Raw genomic sequence first — 18,634 nt, 5'->3', positions numbered from 1 at the left:
AACCGGCCCGACACCACAGAGCACTCGTTCCTACGGTGCTGGTCATGGCGACGATCCGGGAAAGGGCGGCCGTGCAGCTGCCTCGCATCAGCTCCCTGACGCAGGCACAGGTACGCGGTCGCGCATGCGTGTGGTGCGGAGTGATGCTCCTGACGGCCACCGCTGTCGACCTCGGCGCTCGCCGGTGCCAAGTCGGTGATCAGCGGCTGTCGTGGTTCCCACGTGCTTGCCGCTCGTGTGGGAAGGCGGGTCCTCGATGAAGCTCTGCGGCAAGTGCCACCAGGTGATTAAGGCAGGCGAGGCCTTCACCTCCCACGACATTCACAGCGCCTCTGGCGGCGGACAGACCATCTACCGGCACCGTGTGTGCCCGAAGCGGTCCTGAGCTCCCGCTCGGACGGTACGAGGCCCCGACCGGTCGCCGATCCGGTCGGGGCCTCGCGCATGCTCAGAACCTCCTCGCCCCGATGGCCTCGATCAACTGGCGGTCCCGCTCGCGCATCTCGCCGCGAACAACGCCGAGGAACTCGCCGCTGTCGAGGTAGAGGTCGCCCGTGAACTCGCCGCCCGCTGTGCTGCTGCTGGCTGCCGTGGCGAGGTTGTTGAACTGCCGTCCGGTAAGGACAGGCTCGGGTCGCCCGGTGCCGTTGTAGGCAAGGTTGAAGCCGGGCTGCAGCATGCCGCCGTTGTCGTACTTGCCGGGCTCGAACCCGTAGACCGAGCTGAACATCATCGAGTTGGAGCCGTGTGCCCGCTTGCCCACGACCACGCCGTCGCCGCCGCGCGACTCGACGTTCGTCTTGCCTAGCGTGCCCGCGGTGTGACCGACGCCGGCATGGGTGATGCCGACGGTGAAGGCGCTCTTCCCGTTCTTCTTCCAGCCGGGAGGGGCACCGCCCTTGAACGCGTGCGTGGACCACCTGCGGTGGGGCTTCTGCCCGCGGATCACCGACTCGATCGCGGACATGAAACCGGAGCAGTCCCACGACGGGTTGCCGTTGCCGCCCCACTGGTATTTCTTGCCCGCCTGGCTCTTCGCCCAGGTCAGAGCCTTCTGAATGCGCGGGCCTCCGACGCCACCCGCTCCCCTCTTATCGGCCTCCTTGGAGTAGCCGAACAGGGCATCGATCATGCGCGTCGGGATCCTGCGGAGCATCTTCCCGAAACCGGTGTCCATGCCCGGGAAGCGCTTAAGCAGCGGGTCGACGACGTTCTCGACGCCCGCCCTGGCGCTGGCTTCGAGGGTGTCCTTCAACCAGGCCGCCCCTTGCTTGATCTTGTTCCAGGCGGCTGAGCCCGCACCGGCAACGGCAGATCCGGCGGACTTGATCCAGCCGAAGATGCCGCCATCCGCAAACGACTGCGTAGGCAAGACCCCACCACGGGCGTAGGGCAGTGAACGGTCCACATTGGTGCGGGGGTTGCCACCGAGGACCGGAGCGAGCGCCTCACGGATCCGAGAGGAACCACCCGAGCGGGCGAGCTGGTTCATGCTGCCGACGAACCCGGAGCCCACGGCCCGGGTGAACTCGGGCCGCATGATCGCCTCGCCGCCGGACAACTCCAGCGCCCCGCCCGTCGGCGACACAAACTGGTGCACGTCCCGGCCCGGGGTGTATCCGGGCATGATGCCGCCGGATGCGAACGTGAACTTGTCCAGCTCCGGGGCGCCGAACGCGCCCGCCACCAGGTTCCAGACTCGCCTGATCCCGTTGTTGTAGACCGTGTCAACAATGAACTGGACTGGCGCCTTGGCAATGCCCTTGATCTTGTCCCAGGCATTTTTGATTCCGGCCCGGGCCGCGTCGAACGAGCCGACGATCTTGTCCTTGAGGGCCGATCCCCAACTGGGGATGGTCTTGGTGAAGAAGTCGCGGATCGGGTAGAGGATCCGGTCCTTGATCCCGCTCCATACGCCGGAAAGCCCGGACCGCAAACCGCCCCAGGCCTCGACGGCTCGGTCCCGCAGCACCCGGCACCAACCGGGGATGGTCTTCGTGAAGAAGTCCCGGATCGGGTACAGGACGTGGTCCCGGATCCAGTGCCATCCGGCGAGGAACACGGCCGGGAGCGTCTGCGTCCAGAAGCGGGCGAACGGGCCGGCGAACCAGTCCCGCACCGCGACCGCGGCGGCCTGGATGGCCTCCCATACGGCCTTCACCGCGTCGCGGAACCACTCGCACTTCGTCCACAGCAGCGTGATGATGCCAATCACGCCGAGTACCGCAAGGATGATCCAACCCCACGGCCCCGACATCGTCACCAGAGTGAAAGCGGCCTGGGCCGCCGCGGCGAGGAGCATGGCGCCACGCCAAGCCAGCATCATCAGCCGCCAGGCGCCCATCGCCAGGACAATCCCGTAGATGCCCTGCACCAGCCACGGTGCATTGTCGGCGAGCCACGCGACCCCATCCGCAATGGTGGTGACCGCCTGCAGCACGATCGAGCTGATCGGCGCCAGGGCCGACCCGATCGAGATGGCCGCGCCGACGATCGCCGCCAGGGCCTCGCCGATCCGAGGCGCCATCTCCGACGAGTACTGCAAGAACCGCTGAAACTCCGGGGAACCCTTCAGGCCCGCGGCCCAGTCCGCGAACCGGCCCGTCACATCCTGCATCCGCTGAGAGATCGAATCCATGTGGGGCAGGAACGCGCCGACGACGCCGGCCATCCCCTTGAAGACGTTCCCGAACGCCACACCCAAGCCGGTCACGGCAGGCTTCACGGACTTCTCGAGGTCGTCCCTGAAGCCTCGCCAGAACGGCGTCTTCAGCTCCGCCGATGCCCGGTCCATCAGGCCCCGGATCGCCTCGGACGCCTCCAGCACGAACGGCGTCAGCCCGGGAAGAGCCCGCGCCATCGCATTCAACGCCCGGGTAAAGATCGGCATCACCGCGGGCTGAAGCGACCTCGACCACTCGCCGAACACGTCCTTCAGACCGACGTAGGCGGCCATCGTGTCCCGGGCCGCCGGCGTCAACTTCGCCAGCTCCGCCCGGTACTTCGCCTGAGCAGCCGCCGCCTGGTCGACCGCGCCCGCCCCGGCCATCTGCGCCTGCTCCAACTGCCGCTGCGCTGCCGCTGCTTGCTCCGCCGCCTGCACCTGAGCATCGGCGACGCCCCGCTGCGCCTCCGCGATCCGCTGCTGCGCCTCGGCGATCCGCTGCGCATTCTCGACAGCCGTGCGCGCCTGCTCGTCCTGCGCGTCCCGCAAAGCCTGCGTGCGGTCGGTGACGTTCGCCTGCGCCTCCGCCAGACGCTCCTGCGCGCCACGCACCGTCTCCGAGCCCTCGACGCCGGCCTTGTTCGCGGCCTTCGTCTCGACCTCGAGGCGCTTCGTCTCCGTCGTCTGATCGGCAAGCTGCTGCTTGGCACGGTCGTAGTTGAGCTGCGCCCTCGCCAGCTCGCCGGCTCCCGCCTGCGCGCCCTTCTCCCGGACGGCACGCAACTCCCGCTCGGCGTCCTGCAGATCGAACACCGCTTGCCGCTGGTCCAGCTGCGCCCCGGCCAACCGACTGTTCAAGTCCTGCAGTTCGCGAGCGGCCGTGCGGCGTGCCGCCGTCAGATCCTCCTGAGCGCGCCTGGCTTCCCGCTGGGCATCCGCCAGTTCCTCCTCGGCGTCCCGAACCGCACGCGCCGCCTGTTGCGCCCGCTGAGCCGCCTGCGCGGCCACCTGGCCCGCATTACGGCGGGCATCCGTCACCGCCTTCTGCGCCTGCGCGATCTGCCGCGCCCCGTTCCGCTCAGCCGAGGCGACCGCGGCCTGAGCCGACGCAAGCTGATTCGCCCTCGACGCGGCCTGAGCCGCAGCCTGACCGCCCGAAGCCGTCGCGTTCGTAGCCGCCTCCTGCGCGGCCTTCTGCGCCTGCAGAACGGTGCCGATCTGCTTGAACGCCGGAACAGCCACCAGGGCGATACCGCCGATACCCACACCCGCCGCGACAGCCGCAGCAGCGATCGCACCCAAGCCGGCCGCGGCTACCGGGAGCACCGGCAGCAGCGCGGGCCCGAACGTCAGCGCAGCCGCGGTCAGCAGATTCATGTTGGCGGCGGCAGTTCGCGCGTCGACGTCGACCTTCACGGTCTGCCCGTCCAACCGGTTCACCTGCGCCTGAAGGGCAGCCAGCTCCCCGGCCGCCGCACCCGTATCGATACGGACATCAACATCCGCATCCGACGCGGCCAAGCGCGCGAGACGCGCCTGCAGCTGAGTGATGCGGGCCATCGCCTCGCCGGCGTCGATGTCGACACCGATCTCGACGTCCCGCAAGGTCGCCAGCTGGGCGCGAATCTGGTGAATCTCCCGCTCGACCTCGGTGGAGTCCGCGTTCAACTCCACGTCCGGCAGATCCCGCAGCGCGGCCTCGACGCGGGTCTTCATGCTGCGGGCGAAGGCACTGCCCGTCTGCTGTCCGCCCCGTACAGCGGCAGGGGTCGCGGTGCGGGCGCCGTTCGTGACGCCCCGCCTCACCGCCTGAGCGACCTGGGTGGAGATGTGCCGGCCGATGATCCGCGACATTTCCTCGCCGACCTGGTCGGCCGCAGGAATCAGGCTGGCTTGCAACTGGGCCCGGATTCCCCGGGTGTTGGGTACGACGTCGACTTCAACCGAGCCGACCGAGATTGCTGCCACGGTTGCCCCTCTCTGGCAGTCCGTGGCGCGGGCCTCAAGAGGTCAAAGGGGTGGGGAGGTTGCCCCCACCTGGCATGTCATCGGATCGGGCGGTATAGCAACTGACCCCCCGCCCGGGTTTCCAAGGGCGGGTCAAAACCTCCAGACCCGTACAGAGGGTCAGCTGCTATACCGCCCGATCCGGGAAGATCGCGGGGAGGGGGGTATGCCCCCAGGGTGCGGTCCGGTTCGGTGGGTGCCCCGACCAGGTGGGTTGCCCGGTCGGGGCGTTCGGCGCTGGTGCCCGCGGGGTAGCCGGCCGCACACCATGGGTCCCGCTCGCCATGCGCGTCGAGCAGGTGCCGTTGACGCCGAGATCATGGGTCACGCTGCCAGTGAGCGCTCTACGCGGTGCAGAGCCGACGTGATGCTGCCTCCGTGGAGCCTGGTCACCTCGGCGTCCCGCCACGACTGCACCGTCGCTGCGCGTTCCCTCACCTGTCCTGGTGTGGCGAGGCTGAGTGCCACGTCGGGCGAGCGGACGAGGTGCACCCACCGTGCGACGGGCTGACGCTTGAGGTCTCGCCACTGGTTGAGGGTGGGTGACAGCTCCTTCCACCGGCCGGCCATGACGGCTTCTGCGGTGGGCTCGGGCAGGTGGGCGATGGCGTAGAGGGCGTTGTCTGTGCCGCCGTCGTGGCCTCCTGCTCGTGCGATGTCGTTGCGGTCGCTGACGAGCTGGTCGAGCTGCACGGCTGCGCCTTCGGCCCGCTGGTAGGGGGCGCTGACGGCAGCGTCGTTCCAGTTCACCCGGTCTGCCCGGACCTCGGCGGGCAGCTGGGCCGCGGCCTCGGTAATGACGCCGACGAGGGTGGTGAACTCCTTTTGCAGGCCGGTGATCCAGTCGGGTACGGCGTTGGCGACGGCTGCCGCGTATCGCAGGTCGGCTTCGTCGCTGAACTGGGTGGCGGCCCGGTGTGTGAGGTCGTGCAGGTGCAGTGCCTGGGCGTGGTCGCGTATGACCTGCTCGACGTCGGCGGCCTTACCGGGGAGTCCGGGGCGTTCGGGGATCGGCTTGTAGATGGTGTGCCGGAGGGCTTCCCGGACGGCTGCCGCCTGGCGTACAGGGGCGGGGATGGACAGCTTTCGGCGGGCGACGGCCCGCATGGCGTTGTCGGGTGCGCTGGTGTTCATCAGGCCACCTCGATGTCGTCGTCGGCGGCGAGAGAGTTGATCTGCCAGTCCTGCATGCCGTTGAGGACGCCGGTGGCGGGCGGCAGCGAGTAGTGCGCGGCCTCGTGCAGGTTGAAGTTCTCGTTCTCGCGGGGCAGTTCGGCTTCGGCCTCGAGGGCGCGCTGCGCGGTGGGGTTGCTGGCCACGTAGTCGCTGACGATGTCGTGGGCCCACATGTCGCGGGCGCGGGCTGCGAGGGCCTGCGCCATGACGGTGTCGCCGTCGCGCTGTGCCTCGTTGAAGGCCTGGCGCAGTTCGCGGTGTTCGGTGAGGCGTCCGGCGCGTTCGCGGGCGTCTCGGCGCAGCATCAGGGCGTTGGGGTCGGTGCTTCCGGTGTTGCCGTACAGGGCGCGGTCGGCTTTGGCGCGGATGTCGGCGCGCTGCTGCTGGGCGGTTTCCTTGAGCTGCTGCAGTTTCTGGCCGGCGGCGGCGCGGTTGCGGGCGGCGGTTACGCGCTTGGCGTGGTCGGTGAGGTCTTTGCGGCCGGTGAGGGCCTGCTCGAACTCGACGACCTGGCGCTGAATGTCTTCGGGGGTCATGGTCAGTTCCCTTCGGTGGCTGTGGTCTGGGCGATGCGTTGGGCTTCGGTGACGCCTGCGCGGATGGCGTGCGGGGGGATGTGGTCGTGGAGGATTTCGGCGAGGGCGGTCACGGAAGCGATGGCGACCTCGGCGACCTGGTCGGGCGGCAGGGTGCGGAGGATGAGGCCGACGCTGGTGTCGTCGTCGCGGAGGGCGGCGGATACGACGAGTGCCGCGGACCGCGTGATCTGGCTGGTCATGCTGCCTCCTCGGGCGGGTCGTAGATCCAGGGGTGTACGTCGTACTTGGGGGACGGCTTGCGTCCGCGCTTTCCTGGGATTTCTGGGATCTGAATCAGCGAGATCCATCCGTAGTCCTCGAGCTCGTTGAGGGCATCGGTCATGTCGTCCATGTCGCTGGCCCAACGGCGCCCCTTGAGTGCCTGCCAGGCGTCACGAGCAGAGAACTCGTGCGAAGGCTTGGAACGGTTCCGGAGCCACGTCACGAGATCCCGCAGAGGTGTCAGCCGACCGTCGCTGTTGGCGCCCATCAGGTCGAACACGGCCTTCGCGTGAGCGATGAAGTACGGGGCCATGGCGAGGACGTCAGCCATCGTGTCGCGGCTGATTTGAGCCGCCTTCCGGTCCTCGTACACGGTGAGGATGGCTGCAAGGCGGATGAGCTGACCGCGGAACTTGCCTGCCCAGTCGGCGATGTCGTGGAGGTCACCCCCGGGCATTCGGCGGCGCGCGAAGTTGTCGTAGTAGGCGGCGAACAGCTCCAGCGCTCCGGGCGAGAGGGTCATGGTGCGGAAGTCCGTGGGTCCCCAGTAGTCGGCGACGAGGTATCGAATCCGCTGGTCGTAGTGCTCGTATACGTCCTGGGGGATACCTGGGGAGTCGAACGTGTCTGAGCCTGTCGGCGTGGGGCGGGAGTACAGGAAGCGGCCGAGTAGGCCGTTCTCCCGGAACTCCGGGTTCTTCTTCTCAATCCCGGCCAGGATGCCTGGCTGAACGATCAGACCGATTGCGAGGAACGTGCTGGCCATGCGGGCGGACGCGCGGCCGGTCCGGTCGATGCTGTACGGGCCTCCGCTGTATGCCTCGAGCAGCAGATCCGTGTTGGCCTGGCCGCCGCTGCCGTAGAGGCCGGCTGCCACCTTCAGCAAGCCCCCTTCGGAGGCGAGGATGCCGATACGGCCACCCTGCCCGTACATAACCTTGCCGATCGCTTCGAGCGTGGCGTCACGGATCAGAATCCGCGGCAGGTCGGGCGGGTCGCCGAGCTCCAGCAGCTTCTCGCGTGCTGCTTCGGCGTCGGCCAGGGCATCGTCAGGCTTGTCCCCGGTGGCCTTCTGCTCCGCCTTGGACATCCTGCCCTGCGTGATGCGGATCTCTTGAGCCTTGGCCTCGATGCCCGGTCGTGCAGCCTCGATCAGCTGTGCCTCGGCTTCGCGCAGCGGGTAGGCCGCGAGGTTCAGCGTCGGCGTCTTCTTCTCGGAGGAGTCGGCCAGGGCCGCCAGGTAGAGGGCAGTCGACTCCCGCCAGTCCGCTTTGACGTTCACCCGCAGGCGTCCGCCCGTGGCTGTGGACACGACCGCCAGGCAGGAGAACGCCATCAGGTCTTCCGGCACCTGCAGAGAGGCGGCGGCGGCCTGGACGAACTCGCCGAGCTTCCCAAGGTGCCCCGTCGGGAACGGCGGCAACGGACGGGCCTCGACGGGGATGGGCTCGTCCCAGTCCGTCTCCGGGATTCGCGTCCCAGAAATCCCAGAATGGCTATCGGGGTCCAGATCGTGGGCGCCATCCGCGTTTCTGGGATTTGTGGGATGCGTTTCCTGGGCTACGAGGTCATCGAAGTTGAGCCCCGCCGTGATGTGGTCCGTCATGTCCTTGCCGCGGGCAGGCTCCAGCACCCGCACTGGGATACCGGCGCGCTTCACGGAGTCGGCGACAGTCGCAGCGTGCTTGCGTCCGGGCTCGTCGCGGTCGGCGATGACGACCACTTCCTTGGCGCCGCGCAGGGCGGCCGTGTAGTCGTCGCTCCACTTGCCCGCGCCGCCCACATTGCATGTGGCGATGACGCCCTTGGCTGCGAGGGACTCAACGTCCTTCTCGCCCTCGACCACGACCACAATCTCGCCGGCCTGCGCCTGCCGGAGGACGTCGGGGAGTCGGTAGAGGACGCGTCGGATGCCCTTCACGCCTGGGGTGCCGTCTGGCCGGTACTGGCGGAACGTCTTGCGCTCCCCGTCGTAGCCGGGCTCCATCCGCTTTACGGTCATGAGCAGTTCGCCCTGCTCGTCGCAGTACGGGTACTCGGCGACAACTCGGGGCCGCTCCCGCTTCTCCTGTGCCTCGTCGAACAGGTCGGGCATGGACAGGCCGAGTGCGTCGACCACGTCCTCTGTGGCGCATCCGGCGTGGCAGTTGATGAGCACGCCCTTATTGCCGTTCGTGACGGACAGGGACGGTGCCCGGTCTTCGTGCGCAACGCACTGCCAGGCCGTTCCGCGGCCCTTGCTGCCGTGCTGCTGCAGTGCCTCGATGACGCGCCCGTATGCGCTCATGCGACCACCGCCGGCACGCGGAGGGCGACGACGTACACGAGGCCGCACGGGGCGGTCTTGAGGACGGAGCGCACGAGCGGGAGCGGTGCGCGGTGAAGGTGGGGGTGCCCGCAGCGCGGGCACTTGTCGACCTTCACCTGCCGGTGCCAACGCGAGGAGCGAGACCGGTATGTGTCGAGCCGACCCGCTACACGGGGCGGGTCTCCCTGCGCTACGGTGGCAGCGGACTTACCGCCCGCCGCGGAGTCTTCTGGAAACGCCCCGGTCAGCCCCCGGGGCGTTTCTGCGTTCATGGTCATGCCGCTCGCCGACCTCCGGCCTCCGACTGCTCCGCGTCCCACGCGTCGAGCACCGTGACGTCGTAGAGAACCTTCCGGCCCCGTTTGACACCGCCTGGGATGTAACCGATGTGCCGCCAGTACCGGACCGTGCTTGCGGCGGTCCTGTAGCGCTCGGCGACTTCGGCGGTGGTCAGGTACTGCCTGATCTGCTTCTGGAGCAGAGACTCAGACATGCGTGATCTCCTCCCGATAGTCGAACTATCGCGTGATGATGGCTCACGCTAGCAGCGTTGATCTCTGCTGTCGATATCGGTACTGTCGCGACATGACAGTTGAGGAGTTTGCGCAGGTCTTCGGCGGGACAGTCCGGAAGGCGCGAGAGAACCGGATGTGGACACAGGCTGAACTTGCGAAGCGGTTTGGCCAGGCACTTGGGAAGGACGTGTCTGCCCTGGCCGTGAGCCGGATTGAGGCTGCGCAGCGTCCCGTTCCCTTGGCCGAAGTGGCGGCGCTCGCCGAGGTGTTGAACCTGGAACTTGACCCTCTGTTGAACCCGGTCCCAGTCCGCATGTCGCCCTCGGAACTTGAGCGCAGGGCTGGGCAAGTGCGAGACGAGATCAACGAGTTGCATCAGCGAGAGGTCCAGCTCATGGCTGCCTTCGCCTCGACTCAGCAGGAACTCCCGCGAGTGCGGGACCGGAAGGACGCGCTCGAGCGGGAGCTTTTGGCACTTGAACGGGTGACCAGGAAGGGCGTCAATGGCGAGCAAGAACATAGCGAAGCGGCCGAACGGTAAGTGGCGGGCGCGGTACCGGGATCTGGCCGGTAAGGAGCACGCGAAGCACTTCGCGCGGAAGGTCGACGCTGAGCGTTGGCTCGACGAGGTGACGGCCGCGCTTGTCACTGGGAACTACGTGGATCCGAAGAGTCAGAAGATGACCATGGATCAGTGGTGTGACGCGTGGCTGGAGACCTACGCGCATCGGGAATCGACCGAGCGACAGGCTCGCGTACACATTGCCCGCATCCGCAAGGAGTTCGGGCCGCTTCCACTGGTCGCGGTCGATGAGCATGCGGTGAAACGCTGGACTGCGAAGCTCAAGCGAGAAGGGCTCAAACCCTCCTACTGCTTCGCGCTGCACAACCGGCTGTCACAGATCATGACCGACGCTGTTGGCGCCAGGAAGGTGCCCTCGAATCCGTGCGGCCGGCGCACGACGCCGGGGGCGGGCAAGCCTCGGCCCTACGTGGCCACCGAGGCTCAGCTCTGGGCCCTGTACGAGACGGCTGATGAGAAGTACCGGTTGCCGTTGCTCCTCGGCGCGTTCGCCGGCCTCCGCACGGCTGAGGTGTGCGGCCTGCGGGTGGTCGATGTCGACCTCGACGCCAGAGTCATCAACCCCGCCATGCAGTATCCGGCCGAGCCGTTGAAGACCGAGATGAGCATGACGGCTGTGCCGATCCCGGACGTGTTCGTGGGGGAGTTGAAGCGCCTTCTCGACGGACGGACGGACGGATGGGTGGCCGCGGACGATGGGGGCGCACAGTTGGGGCCGTGGAAGATCGAGCGGCACATGCGACGGATCCGCAAGAAAGTGGCGGGTCTGCCTGAGGCCTTTCGCTTTCATGACCTCAGGCACTTCTACGCGTCCATGCTGATCGCGAGCGGGGCAGACGTGAAGGTCGTGCAGCACCGGCTACGGCACTCCAGCGCAACGACCACCCTCAACACATACAGTCACCTCTGGCCGGACTCCGACGAGTCGACGAGGGCCGCAGTCGAGCGAACCATGGGTACCTTGATCAACAAAACTGCGGACCCTCTGCGGACTGGCAGAGGGTCCGCAGCGCGAACCTAGAGCTTAGAGCCCTGTTGATCTTTAGATGTCGAAGTACAGCTCGAACTCGTGCGGGTGCGGACGCAGCTGGATCGGGGCGATCTCGTTCGTGCGCTTGTAGTCGATCCACGTCTCGATCAGGTCCGGCGTGAAGACGCCGCCCGCAAGCAGGTACTCGTGGTCCGCCTCGAGCGCGTCGAGGACCGCCGGGAGCGAGGTCGGGACCTGCGGGACGCCCGCGTGCTCCTCGGGGGCCAGCTCGTAGAGGTCCTTGTCGATCGGCTCGGCCGGCTCGATCTTGTTCTTGACGCCGTCGAGGCCCGCGAGCAGCAGGGCCGAGAAGGCCAGGTACGGGTTCGAGGACGGGTCCGGCGCGCGGAACTCGACGCGCTTGGCCTTCGGGTTCGAGCCCGTGATCGGGATACGCATGGCCGCCGAGCGGTTGCGCTGCGAGTAGACCAGGTTGACCGGGGCCTCGAAGCCGGGGACCAGGCGGTGGTACGAGTTCACCGTCGGGTTCGTGAAGGCGAGCAGCGACGGGGCGTGCTTCAGGATGCCGCCGATGTAGTAGCGGGCGGTGTCCGACAGACCCGCGTAACCGGCCTCGTCGTAGAAGAGCGGCTGGCCGCCGGTCCACAGGGACTGGTGGACGTGCATCCCCGAACCGTTGTCACCGAAGATCGGCTTCGGCATGAAGGTCGCGGTCTTGTTGTTGCGCCACGCGACGTTCTTCACGATGTACTTGAAGAGCATCAGGTCGTCGGCCGCGGCGAGCAGCGTGTTGAACTTGTAGTTGATCTCGGCCTGGCCGGCGGTGCCCACCTCGTGGTGCTGACGCTCGACCTGCAGGCCGGACCGCTCCAGCTCCAGGGAGATCTCGGCGCGCAGGTCGGCGAAGTGGTCGACCGGCGGGGCCGGGAAGTAGCCGCCCTTGTAACGGACCTTGTAGCCGCGGTTGTTCTCGACCGCGCCGGTGTTCCAGGCGCCCGCCTCGGAGTCGATCTCGTAGACCGACTTGTTGGCGGAGGTCTCGAAGCGCACCGAGTCGAAGATGTAGAACTCGGCCTCGGGGCCGAAGTACGCGGTGTCGGCGATACCGGTGGAGGCGAGGTAGGCCTCGGCCTTCTTCGCCACGTTGCGCGGGTCACGGGAGTACTGCTCGCCCGTGATCGGGTCGTGGATGAAGAAGTTGACGTTCAGCGTCTTGTCGCGGCGGAAGGGGTCGACCCGGGCGGTCGACAGGTCCGCGCGCAGCGCCATGTCGGACTCGTGGATGGCCTGGAAGCCGCGGATCGACGAACCGTCGAAGGCCAGCTCCTCGTCCGGGTCGAACACCGACGCCGGCACCGTGAAGTGCTGCATCACACCCGGCAGGTCGCAGAAGCGGACGTCGACGAACTTCACGTCCTCGTCTGCGATGAACTTCTTGGCGTCGTCGGCGTTCTGGAACATCCAGCTCCTCCTACTCCCGGTCCGGGGTGGAGCCGGGGCTGTCTCGCTGTCGGTGCGGCCAGTGCGGTGGCACACGCTGGACCCGACCATAAGGACGGGGGATTTCTCAAGCATGACCCATTTGTTTCGCCCAAGTTAACCGGCCCGGAGGTGACGGCCGTCTCACCGGCCGCCGGCGCCACGGCAGAAGGCACCCGCCCGGTCCCGTACGAAACGGGGCGCAGTACCGTGGACCCGTGGACAACAGGCAAGCAATCGGATCGTGGCTGTCGGGACCGCGGCAGACCGCCGAGGACATGGGCGTCGAGTTCGGCTACCGCGGCGAGCAGTTGGGCCTGCCCGAGCACGGCCCCGGCTCGATCGCGCGCCCCGGCCGCAGGATCGCCGCGCTCCTCATCGACTGGGCCCTGTGCATGGTGATCGCATACGGCCTGCTCGCGCAGGGTGACACCCAGGCCGCCGGCAACTGGGCCGTGCTCGTCCTCCTGGTGATGAGCATCCTCACCGTCACAACCGTCGGTTCCACCCCGGGCAAGCGCATCCTCGGCCTCCGGGTGGTCGCCGAGGGCGGCCGGCGGCTCGGCATCGGCCGCGTGGTCGTCCGCAGCATCCTGCTCTGCCTCGCGATCCCGGCCCTCATCTGGGACCGTGACGGCCGCGGCCTGCACGACCGGCTGTCGCGCGCGGTCCAGGTCAGGATCTGAGCCGCCCGTCGGGGGTCAGGATCCGATCCCCACGTCGCTGGTCAAGGCCTGCTTCCACATCGCAGACGTAAGAACGGGGCGCCCGGAAAGTCCGGGCGCCCCGTTCACGTATACGAGGGAGAATCAGCGGCCGTTCTGGCCACCGCGCGGCATCCGCATGCCCTTCGGCATCGGACCCTTCGGGATCGGCATGTTCTTCATCAGGTCGCCCATCGCGCGCAGCCGGTCGTTGGTCGTGGTGACCTGCGGACCGGACAGGACGCGGGGGAGCTTGAGCATCGTGGTGCGCAGCTTCTTGAGCGGGACCTCGCCCTCGCCGTTGCCCACGATGAAGTCGTGCACGGGCACGTCCGACACGACGCGCGCCATCTTCTTCTTCTCGGCGGCGAGCAGGGACTTGACCCGGTTCGGGTTGCCCTCGGCGATCAGTACGATGCCGGCCTTGCCCACCGCCCGGTGGACCACGTCCTGACTGCGGTTCATCGCGACCGCGGGAGTCGTCGACCAGCCGCGGCCCACATTGTCCAGAACGGCGGCAGCCGCACCGGGCTGGCCCTCCATCTGTCCGAATGCGGCCCGCTCGGCCCGGCGCCCGAAGACGATCGCCATCGCAAGGAAGGCGAGCACGAAGCCCAGGATGCCGAGATAGATCGGGTGTCCGATCAAGAAGCCGATTCCGAGGAAGACACCGAAGGTGACGATTCCCACTGCGGCAATGATCAGACCGATCTTCGAATCGGCCCGTCGGGTCATTTTGTAAGTGAGAGCGATCTGCTTGAGTCGCCCCGGGTTCGCAGCGCTCGCTGCGTCGTCCTTCCTCGCCATGCTGGGAAGTTTACGTGTCCTTCGTTGGGACTACGACGTGCGGGCTGCGACAGCCGCTTCCAGGACCTGCTGAGCCTCCACGCGGTCCTTCGCGCGGCGCCGGTCCTCGAGCACGGACGTCCAGGCATTGCGGCGGGCGGTGCGCTGTCCGCTGCCGAGCAGCAGCGTCTCCATGACGCGCAGGGCGTCGGTCACGGACGGGATGGCGGTGGCGCGTACGGGCGCGGCCTGCATGTCGGTGGTCCCCCTCGGATCAGGTGCGGCAGTGGGCCTTCTACGCGGCGTAAGCCCAGGCTCACTGATTGGTGTTACCAGTGCGTGACCGGCCGGTCAAACACCAATGAAGCCTTGATGTGGCTGGTCAAAAACCTGACGCGGCCCGTACGCAGCCCCTGCCTGCGGGGATCGTACGGGCCGCGTCTTCACGCCATTACGCGCGAGTAGGGTCTTGTGCGCGAAATCACAAGCTCGCGGGGTGCGGCAAGGGACTCAGACGGCCTGCGACGCGATGAACGCGCCACGCTTCTCGATCGCCATCTGGTGCAGCCGGCCGGCGCGGTACGAGGAGCGGACCAGCGGTCCGGACATGACACCGGCGAAGCCGATCTCCTCGGCCTCCTCCTTGAGCTCCACGAACTCGTGCGGCTTCACCCAGCGCTCGACGGGGTGGTGGCGCACCGACGGGCGCAGGTACTGCGTGATCGTGATCAGGTCGCAACCCGCGTCGTGCAGCTGCTGCAGCGCCTCGCTGACCTCTTCACGGGTCTCGCCCATGCCGAGGATCAGGTTGGACTTGGTGACGAGGCCGAAGTCGCGGGCCGCGGTGATCACGCCGAGCGAGCGCTCGTAGCGGAAGCCGGGGCGGATGCGCTTGAAGATCCGCGGCACGGTCTCGACGTTGTGCGCGAAGACCTCGGGACGGGACTCGAAGACCTCCTTGAGGAGCTCCGGGACCGCGTTGAAGTCGGGGGCGAGCAGCTCGACCTTGGTACGGCCGTCGGCGCGCTCGGCGGTCTGCTGGTGGATCTGGCGGACCGTCTCGGCGTACAGCCAGGCGCCGCCGTCCTCCAGGTCGTCGCGGGCGACGCCGGTGATGGTGGCGTAGTTCAGGTCCATGGTGACCACGGACTCGCCGACGCGGCGGGGCTCGTCACGGTCGAGCGCCTCGGGCTTGCCGGTGTCGATCTGGCAGAAGTCGCAGCGCCGCGTGCACTGGTCGCCGCCGATGAGGAACGTGGCCTCGCGGTCCTCCCAGCACTCGTAGATGTTGGGACAGCCCGCCTCCTGGCACACGGTGTGCAGGCCCTCGCCCTTCACGAGGTTCTGCATCTTCGTGTACTCGGGGCCCATTTTCGCCCGGGTCTTGATCCACTCGGGCTTGCGCTCGATGGGGGTCTGGGAGTTCCGGACCTCCAGGCGCAGCATCTTGCGTCCGTCGGGTGCGACAGCGGACACGTCGGGCTCCCTACAGCTTCGATTCTTCGGCGTACACCAGGGTACGCCCGTTGTTTATGCGGCCTTGCGTCGAGGGCAACCTCAGGCTGCCCGCCCGCATTCCCCCGTACGGGGGCCAGGGTCGAGGAGCCTGTCTCCAGGCGGCCGACTCCACCTCGCTGGGCGGCCGACCTCGACCCCGTCAGGCGGCCGACTCCATCTCCATGGGCGGCCGACCTCGACCCCGCTAGGCGGCCGACTCGACCTCGCGCGGCTTCAGGTCCGCGTCCCCGAGGATCCGCTGCAGATGCTTCTCGGCGACCGGGAGCACCTCTTCGATGGTGACCTCGCGGCCGAGTTCGTACGAGAGGGAGGTGACGCCCGCGTCGCGGATGCCGCAGGGGATGATCTTGTCGAAGTTCGAGGTGTCCGGGTTCACGTTCAGGGCGAAGCCGTGCATGGTGACGCCCTTGGCGACGCGGATGCCCATGGCGCAGATCTTGCGGTCCTCCGCGCGCTGGCCCGCGTTGGACGGCGCGTACTCCGGGCCGTTGAGGCGCGGGTCGAACTCGGGGTCGGTGGAACGCGGGTCGAAGTCGAGTGTGAGGCCGCCGAACCTGGGGCGGTCCTCGACCGGGTCGCCGAGCACCCAGACACCGGCCCGGCCCTCGACGCGCGAGGTCGTGATGCCGAACTCGGCGCAGACCGCGATCATCGCGTCCTCGAGGCGCCGCAGATGCGCGATGACGTCGACCGGACGCGGCAGCTTCTGGATCGGGTAGCCGACGAGCTGGCCGGGTCCGTGCCAGGTGATCTTTCCGCCGCGGTCCACATCGATGACCGGGGTGCCATCGAGGGGGCGCTCTTCGGGAGCGGTCCGGCGGCCCGCCGTGTAGACGGGCGGGTGCTCGAGCAGCAGACAGGTGTCGGGGATCTCGTCCTCGAACCTGGCGGCGTGGACACGGCGCTGCTCGTCCCAGGCGACCTGGTAATCGACCATGTCGGCGCCGAATCCCATCCGGACGAACTGGAACTCGCTCACGTCGGTGCCTCCCTGTTTCTGCGGGCGGTTTTCGCGTCCGCGGTTTTACGTTCGCGTGGCCGGCGTCGACTTGCCTGCACGCTGCACGTGTCCACCCCGCCAGCAACCTTACGACTCCTGTGCGCGCGGGCGCCGGGGGCGGTCGTGTGGACGTCGCGGCTCAGGCCGCCGCGCCCACGGAAAGCGGTCCCTCACACGATCGGATGAATGGTTCGGGATCCCACCGACACCCCCCGCCACGCCCGCTACATTCGCGCCGTCCGGCGGCTGGACCCCAGCGCACACCGAGACCGCATACGGCATACAACCGCTCCGCGGACGAAGTTGAGCCCACACCGACACCCGAACCCGCCGCCAGGACCCGATCGGCAGGAGACCGCAGAGCTGATGACGGAACGACCTCCGCAGCGCACCCCCAACCGCCAGCTCGCCGCGCTCATCGCAGAGGCAGGGTTCTCCAACGCCGGTCTGGCCCGCAGGGTCGACCAGCTGGGCCTGGAGCACGGCCTCGATCTGCGCTACGACAAGACCTCAGTGACCCGCTGGCTGCGCGGACAGCAGCCTCGCGGGACCACGCCCGCGTTGATCGCCGAGGTGTTCACGCGCCGCCTCGGCCGCCGCCTCACCGCACAGGACCTGGGCCTCGACGCCTGTGCCCCCGTCTATGCCGGCCTGGAGTTCGCCGCGACGCCCGAGGAAGCCGTCGACATCGTCAGCGGTCTGTGGCGAAAGGACTCCGGCAGCCATACCGAGCTGCGGAAGATCGCGTTCACCCCGGCCGGGCTCGTGGTGCCCAGCCGTGACTGGCTGATCGGCCGGGCCGATGAGCGCGTGGGCAGGGGAGAGGCGCAGGCGCGGGTGCCCGCACAAGGCAGGGCCGGCGTCCCGCGGCAGCGGCAGCAGACCGAGCGCGGCCCCGGCCAGAAGGTCACCGGTGGCGATATCGCGGCCTTACGCTCCGTCGGCGAACTCTTCCGCGCCCTTGACCACGCCTACGGCGGCGGCCACGCCCGCCAGGCCCTGGTGCGATACCTGGAGCACGAGGCGGAACCCATGCTGCGCGGCACGTACAGCGAGGCCGCGGGCCGGCGCCTGTTCGCCGCGGCGGCCGATCTGACCCGGCTCGCCGGCTGGACCTCGTACGACATCGCGGCCCATGGCCTGGCGCAGCGCTACTTCGTGCAGGCGCTGCGGCTCTCGCAGGCGGCGGGCGACCGGGCGTACGGCTCGTACGTCCTGGTGACGATGAGCCGGCAGGCCGTCTATCTCGGGCACGGGCGCGAGGCGGTGCAGCTGGCGCGCGTCGCCCAGCAGGGCATCGGGTCGTCCGCGCCGCCCGTCGTGCAGGCGCTGCTGCACTCGGTCGAGGCGCGTGGGCACGGGGTGTTGGGGGATGTGCGGGCGTGCACGGCCTCGCTTGTGCGGGCGGAGAGGGCGCTCGACGGGGCGCGGCCGGGGGATGAAGTGCCTTACTGGGCGCGGTTCTTCGACGAGGCGCAGCTGGCGGACGAGTTCGGGCACTGTCACCGGGATCTGCAGCAGTTCCGTGCCTCGGCGCAGAATGCGGAGCGCTCGCTGCAGTTACGGGCCCCTGGGTTCGCGCGGTCGCGGCTGTTCTGCCGGGTGGTGCTCGCCACGGCGCGGCTGGGGCTCGGGGAGCTGGACCAGGCCTGTGCGTTGGGGGCGGAGGCGGCGCAGCAGGCCTCGGAGATGCGGTCGGCTCGGGCGGTCGAGTATGTGCGGGACTTCGAGCGTCGCCTGGAGCCGTACCGCGACGCGACTCCGGTGCGGGGGTATCGGGATCGGGTGGCGGCACTCGGATAGTTACCGTCACGGGGGCTCCGCTAGTTACCGTCACGGGGGCTCCGCCCCCGGGCCCCCGCTGGTGGCTTGCGCCCCCAGGCCCCCTGCCGTGATGGGTTCTGCTTCGTGTGCTTCTGGCGGCCGGTTCGTTTGCGCGTGCGGTTTCGTGCGGGGTTTCGTGTGCGGCTTTCTGCCGGTTCGTTTGCGCCTGGGGTTTCGTCGTGGGTGGGGGCCGGGGTGGGGTGCTTGCTCATTCGGGCAATGGCACCGTTCCCGCGAAGGGACGCCGCCAACGTCGGGAGTGCCCGAATGACAATGCA

Annotated in this window: 15 protein-coding genes; 4 read left to right on the top strand and 11 right to left on the bottom strand. The window is 68.3% G+C overall.

Annotated elements, in window-relative coordinates; genetic code table 11:
• Positions 1-448: 448 nt before the first annotated feature.
• The 6 genes from ABT367_RS24555 to ABT367_RS24530 all read right to left on the bottom strand — a co-directional run bounded on the left by ABT367_RS24555 (position 449) and on the right by ABT367_RS24530 (position 9,449).
• Entirely contained in the window at positions 449-4,633 is a 4,185-nt protein-coding gene (locus ABT367_RS24555) for a hypothetical protein (RefSeq protein ID WP_352255245.1), read from the bottom strand.
• A gap of 363 nt (positions 4,634-4,996) precedes the next feature.
• Positions 4,997-5,806, bottom strand: a complete 810-nt coding sequence (locus tag ABT367_RS24550; RefSeq protein ID WP_352255244.1) for a hypothetical protein — start codon at positions 5,804-5,806, stop codon at positions 4,997-4,999.
• Positions 5,806-6,384, bottom strand: coding sequence for a hypothetical protein (locus tag ABT367_RS24545; protein WP_352255243.1), 579 nt, complete (start codon positions 6,382-6,384; stop codon positions 5,806-5,808). The genes ABT367_RS24550 and ABT367_RS24545 overlap by 1 nt, the downstream gene beginning before the upstream one ends.
• 2 nt (positions 6,385-6,386) lie before the next feature.
• Entirely contained in the window at positions 6,387-6,626 is a 240-nt protein-coding gene (locus ABT367_RS24540; protein ID WP_352255242.1) for a hypothetical protein, read from the bottom strand.
• On the bottom strand, positions 6,623-8,935 hold the full coding sequence (locus ABT367_RS24535) for a DUF3987 domain-containing protein (RefSeq protein ID WP_352255241.1): 2,313 nt from the start codon (positions 8,933-8,935) through the stop codon (positions 6,623-6,625). Before ABT367_RS24535 ends, ABT367_RS24540 begins: the two co-directional genes overlap by 4 nt.
• A 295-nt stretch (positions 8,936-9,230) precedes the next feature.
• The gene (locus ABT367_RS24530) at positions 9,231-9,449 is read right to left on the bottom strand and encodes a helix-turn-helix domain-containing protein (protein WP_352255240.1); all 219 of its coding nucleotides are present in this window, start codon (positions 9,447-9,449) and stop codon (positions 9,231-9,233) included.
• Positions 9,450-9,541: 92 nt separating this feature from the next.
• On the opposite strand from ABT367_RS24530, the gene ABT367_RS24525 reads away from it, so the two are divergent.
• A complete protein-coding gene (locus ABT367_RS24525) occupies positions 9,542-10,012 on the top strand; it encodes a helix-turn-helix domain-containing protein (protein WP_352255239.1) in 471 nt (156 codons plus the stop codon).
• On the top strand, positions 9,975-11,075 hold the full coding sequence (locus tag ABT367_RS24520; protein ID WP_352255238.1) for a tyrosine-type recombinase/integrase: 1,101 nt from the start codon (positions 9,975-9,977) through the stop codon (positions 11,073-11,075). Before ABT367_RS24525 ends, ABT367_RS24520 begins: the two co-directional genes overlap by 38 nt.
• A 21-nt stretch (positions 11,076-11,096) precedes the next feature.
• Here the strand turns inward: ABT367_RS24520 and glnA are convergent, their stop codons facing one another.
• Positions 11,097-12,506, bottom strand: coding sequence for a type I glutamate--ammonia ligase (gene glnA, locus ABT367_RS24515; RefSeq protein ID WP_199550001.1), 1,410 nt, complete (start codon positions 12,504-12,506; stop codon positions 11,097-11,099).
• A gap of 236 nt (positions 12,507-12,742) precedes the next feature.
• On the opposite strand from glnA, the gene ABT367_RS24510 reads away from it, so the two are divergent.
• Positions 12,743-13,210: an RDD family protein gene (locus tag ABT367_RS24510; protein WP_352255237.1), complete on the top strand. Its 468-nt coding sequence runs from the start codon at positions 12,743-12,745 to the stop codon at positions 13,208-13,210.
• A gap of 123 nt (positions 13,211-13,333) precedes the next feature.
• Here ABT367_RS24510 and ABT367_RS24505 read toward each other — a convergent pair whose 3' ends face one another.
• The 4 genes from ABT367_RS24505 to lipB form a co-directional block, all read right to left on the bottom strand.
• Positions 13,334-14,035, bottom strand: a complete 702-nt coding sequence (locus tag ABT367_RS24505; RefSeq protein ID WP_352255236.1) for a DUF4191 domain-containing protein — start codon at positions 14,033-14,035, stop codon at positions 13,334-13,336.
• Between the two features lie 30 nt (positions 14,036-14,065).
• The gene (locus ABT367_RS24500) at positions 14,066-14,269 is read right to left on the bottom strand and encodes an SCO2195 family GlnR-regulated protein (RefSeq protein WP_165336255.1); all 204 of its coding nucleotides are present in this window, start codon (positions 14,267-14,269) and stop codon (positions 14,066-14,068) included.
• Positions 14,270-14,524: 255 nt separating this feature from the next.
• Positions 14,525-15,490, bottom strand: a complete 966-nt coding sequence (lipA, locus tag ABT367_RS24495) for a lipoyl synthase (protein WP_352255235.1) — start codon at positions 15,488-15,490, stop codon at positions 14,525-14,527.
• Between the two features lie 226 nt (positions 15,491-15,716).
• Entirely contained in the window at positions 15,717-16,511 is a 795-nt protein-coding gene (gene lipB / locus ABT367_RS24490) for a lipoyl(octanoyl) transferase LipB (protein ID WP_352255234.1), read from the bottom strand.
• Positions 16,512-16,898: 387 nt separating this feature from the next.
• Between lipB and ABT367_RS24485 the strand changes: the two genes are divergently transcribed.
• Positions 16,899-18,335: a regulator gene (locus ABT367_RS24485; protein ID WP_352255233.1), complete on the top strand. Its 1,437-nt coding sequence runs from the start codon at positions 16,899-16,901 to the stop codon at positions 18,333-18,335.
• The last annotated feature ends 299 nt before the right edge of the window (positions 18,336-18,634 follow it).

The sequence above is a fragment of the Streptomyces mesophilus genome (assembly GCF_040300965.1).
GTDB classification, from domain to species: domain Bacteria; phylum Actinomycetota; class Actinomycetes; order Streptomycetales; family Streptomycetaceae; genus Streptomyces; species Streptomyces mesophilus_A.
Note: the sequence above shows the minus strand (reverse complement) of the source record. Positions and strands in the feature narration are given on the sequence as shown.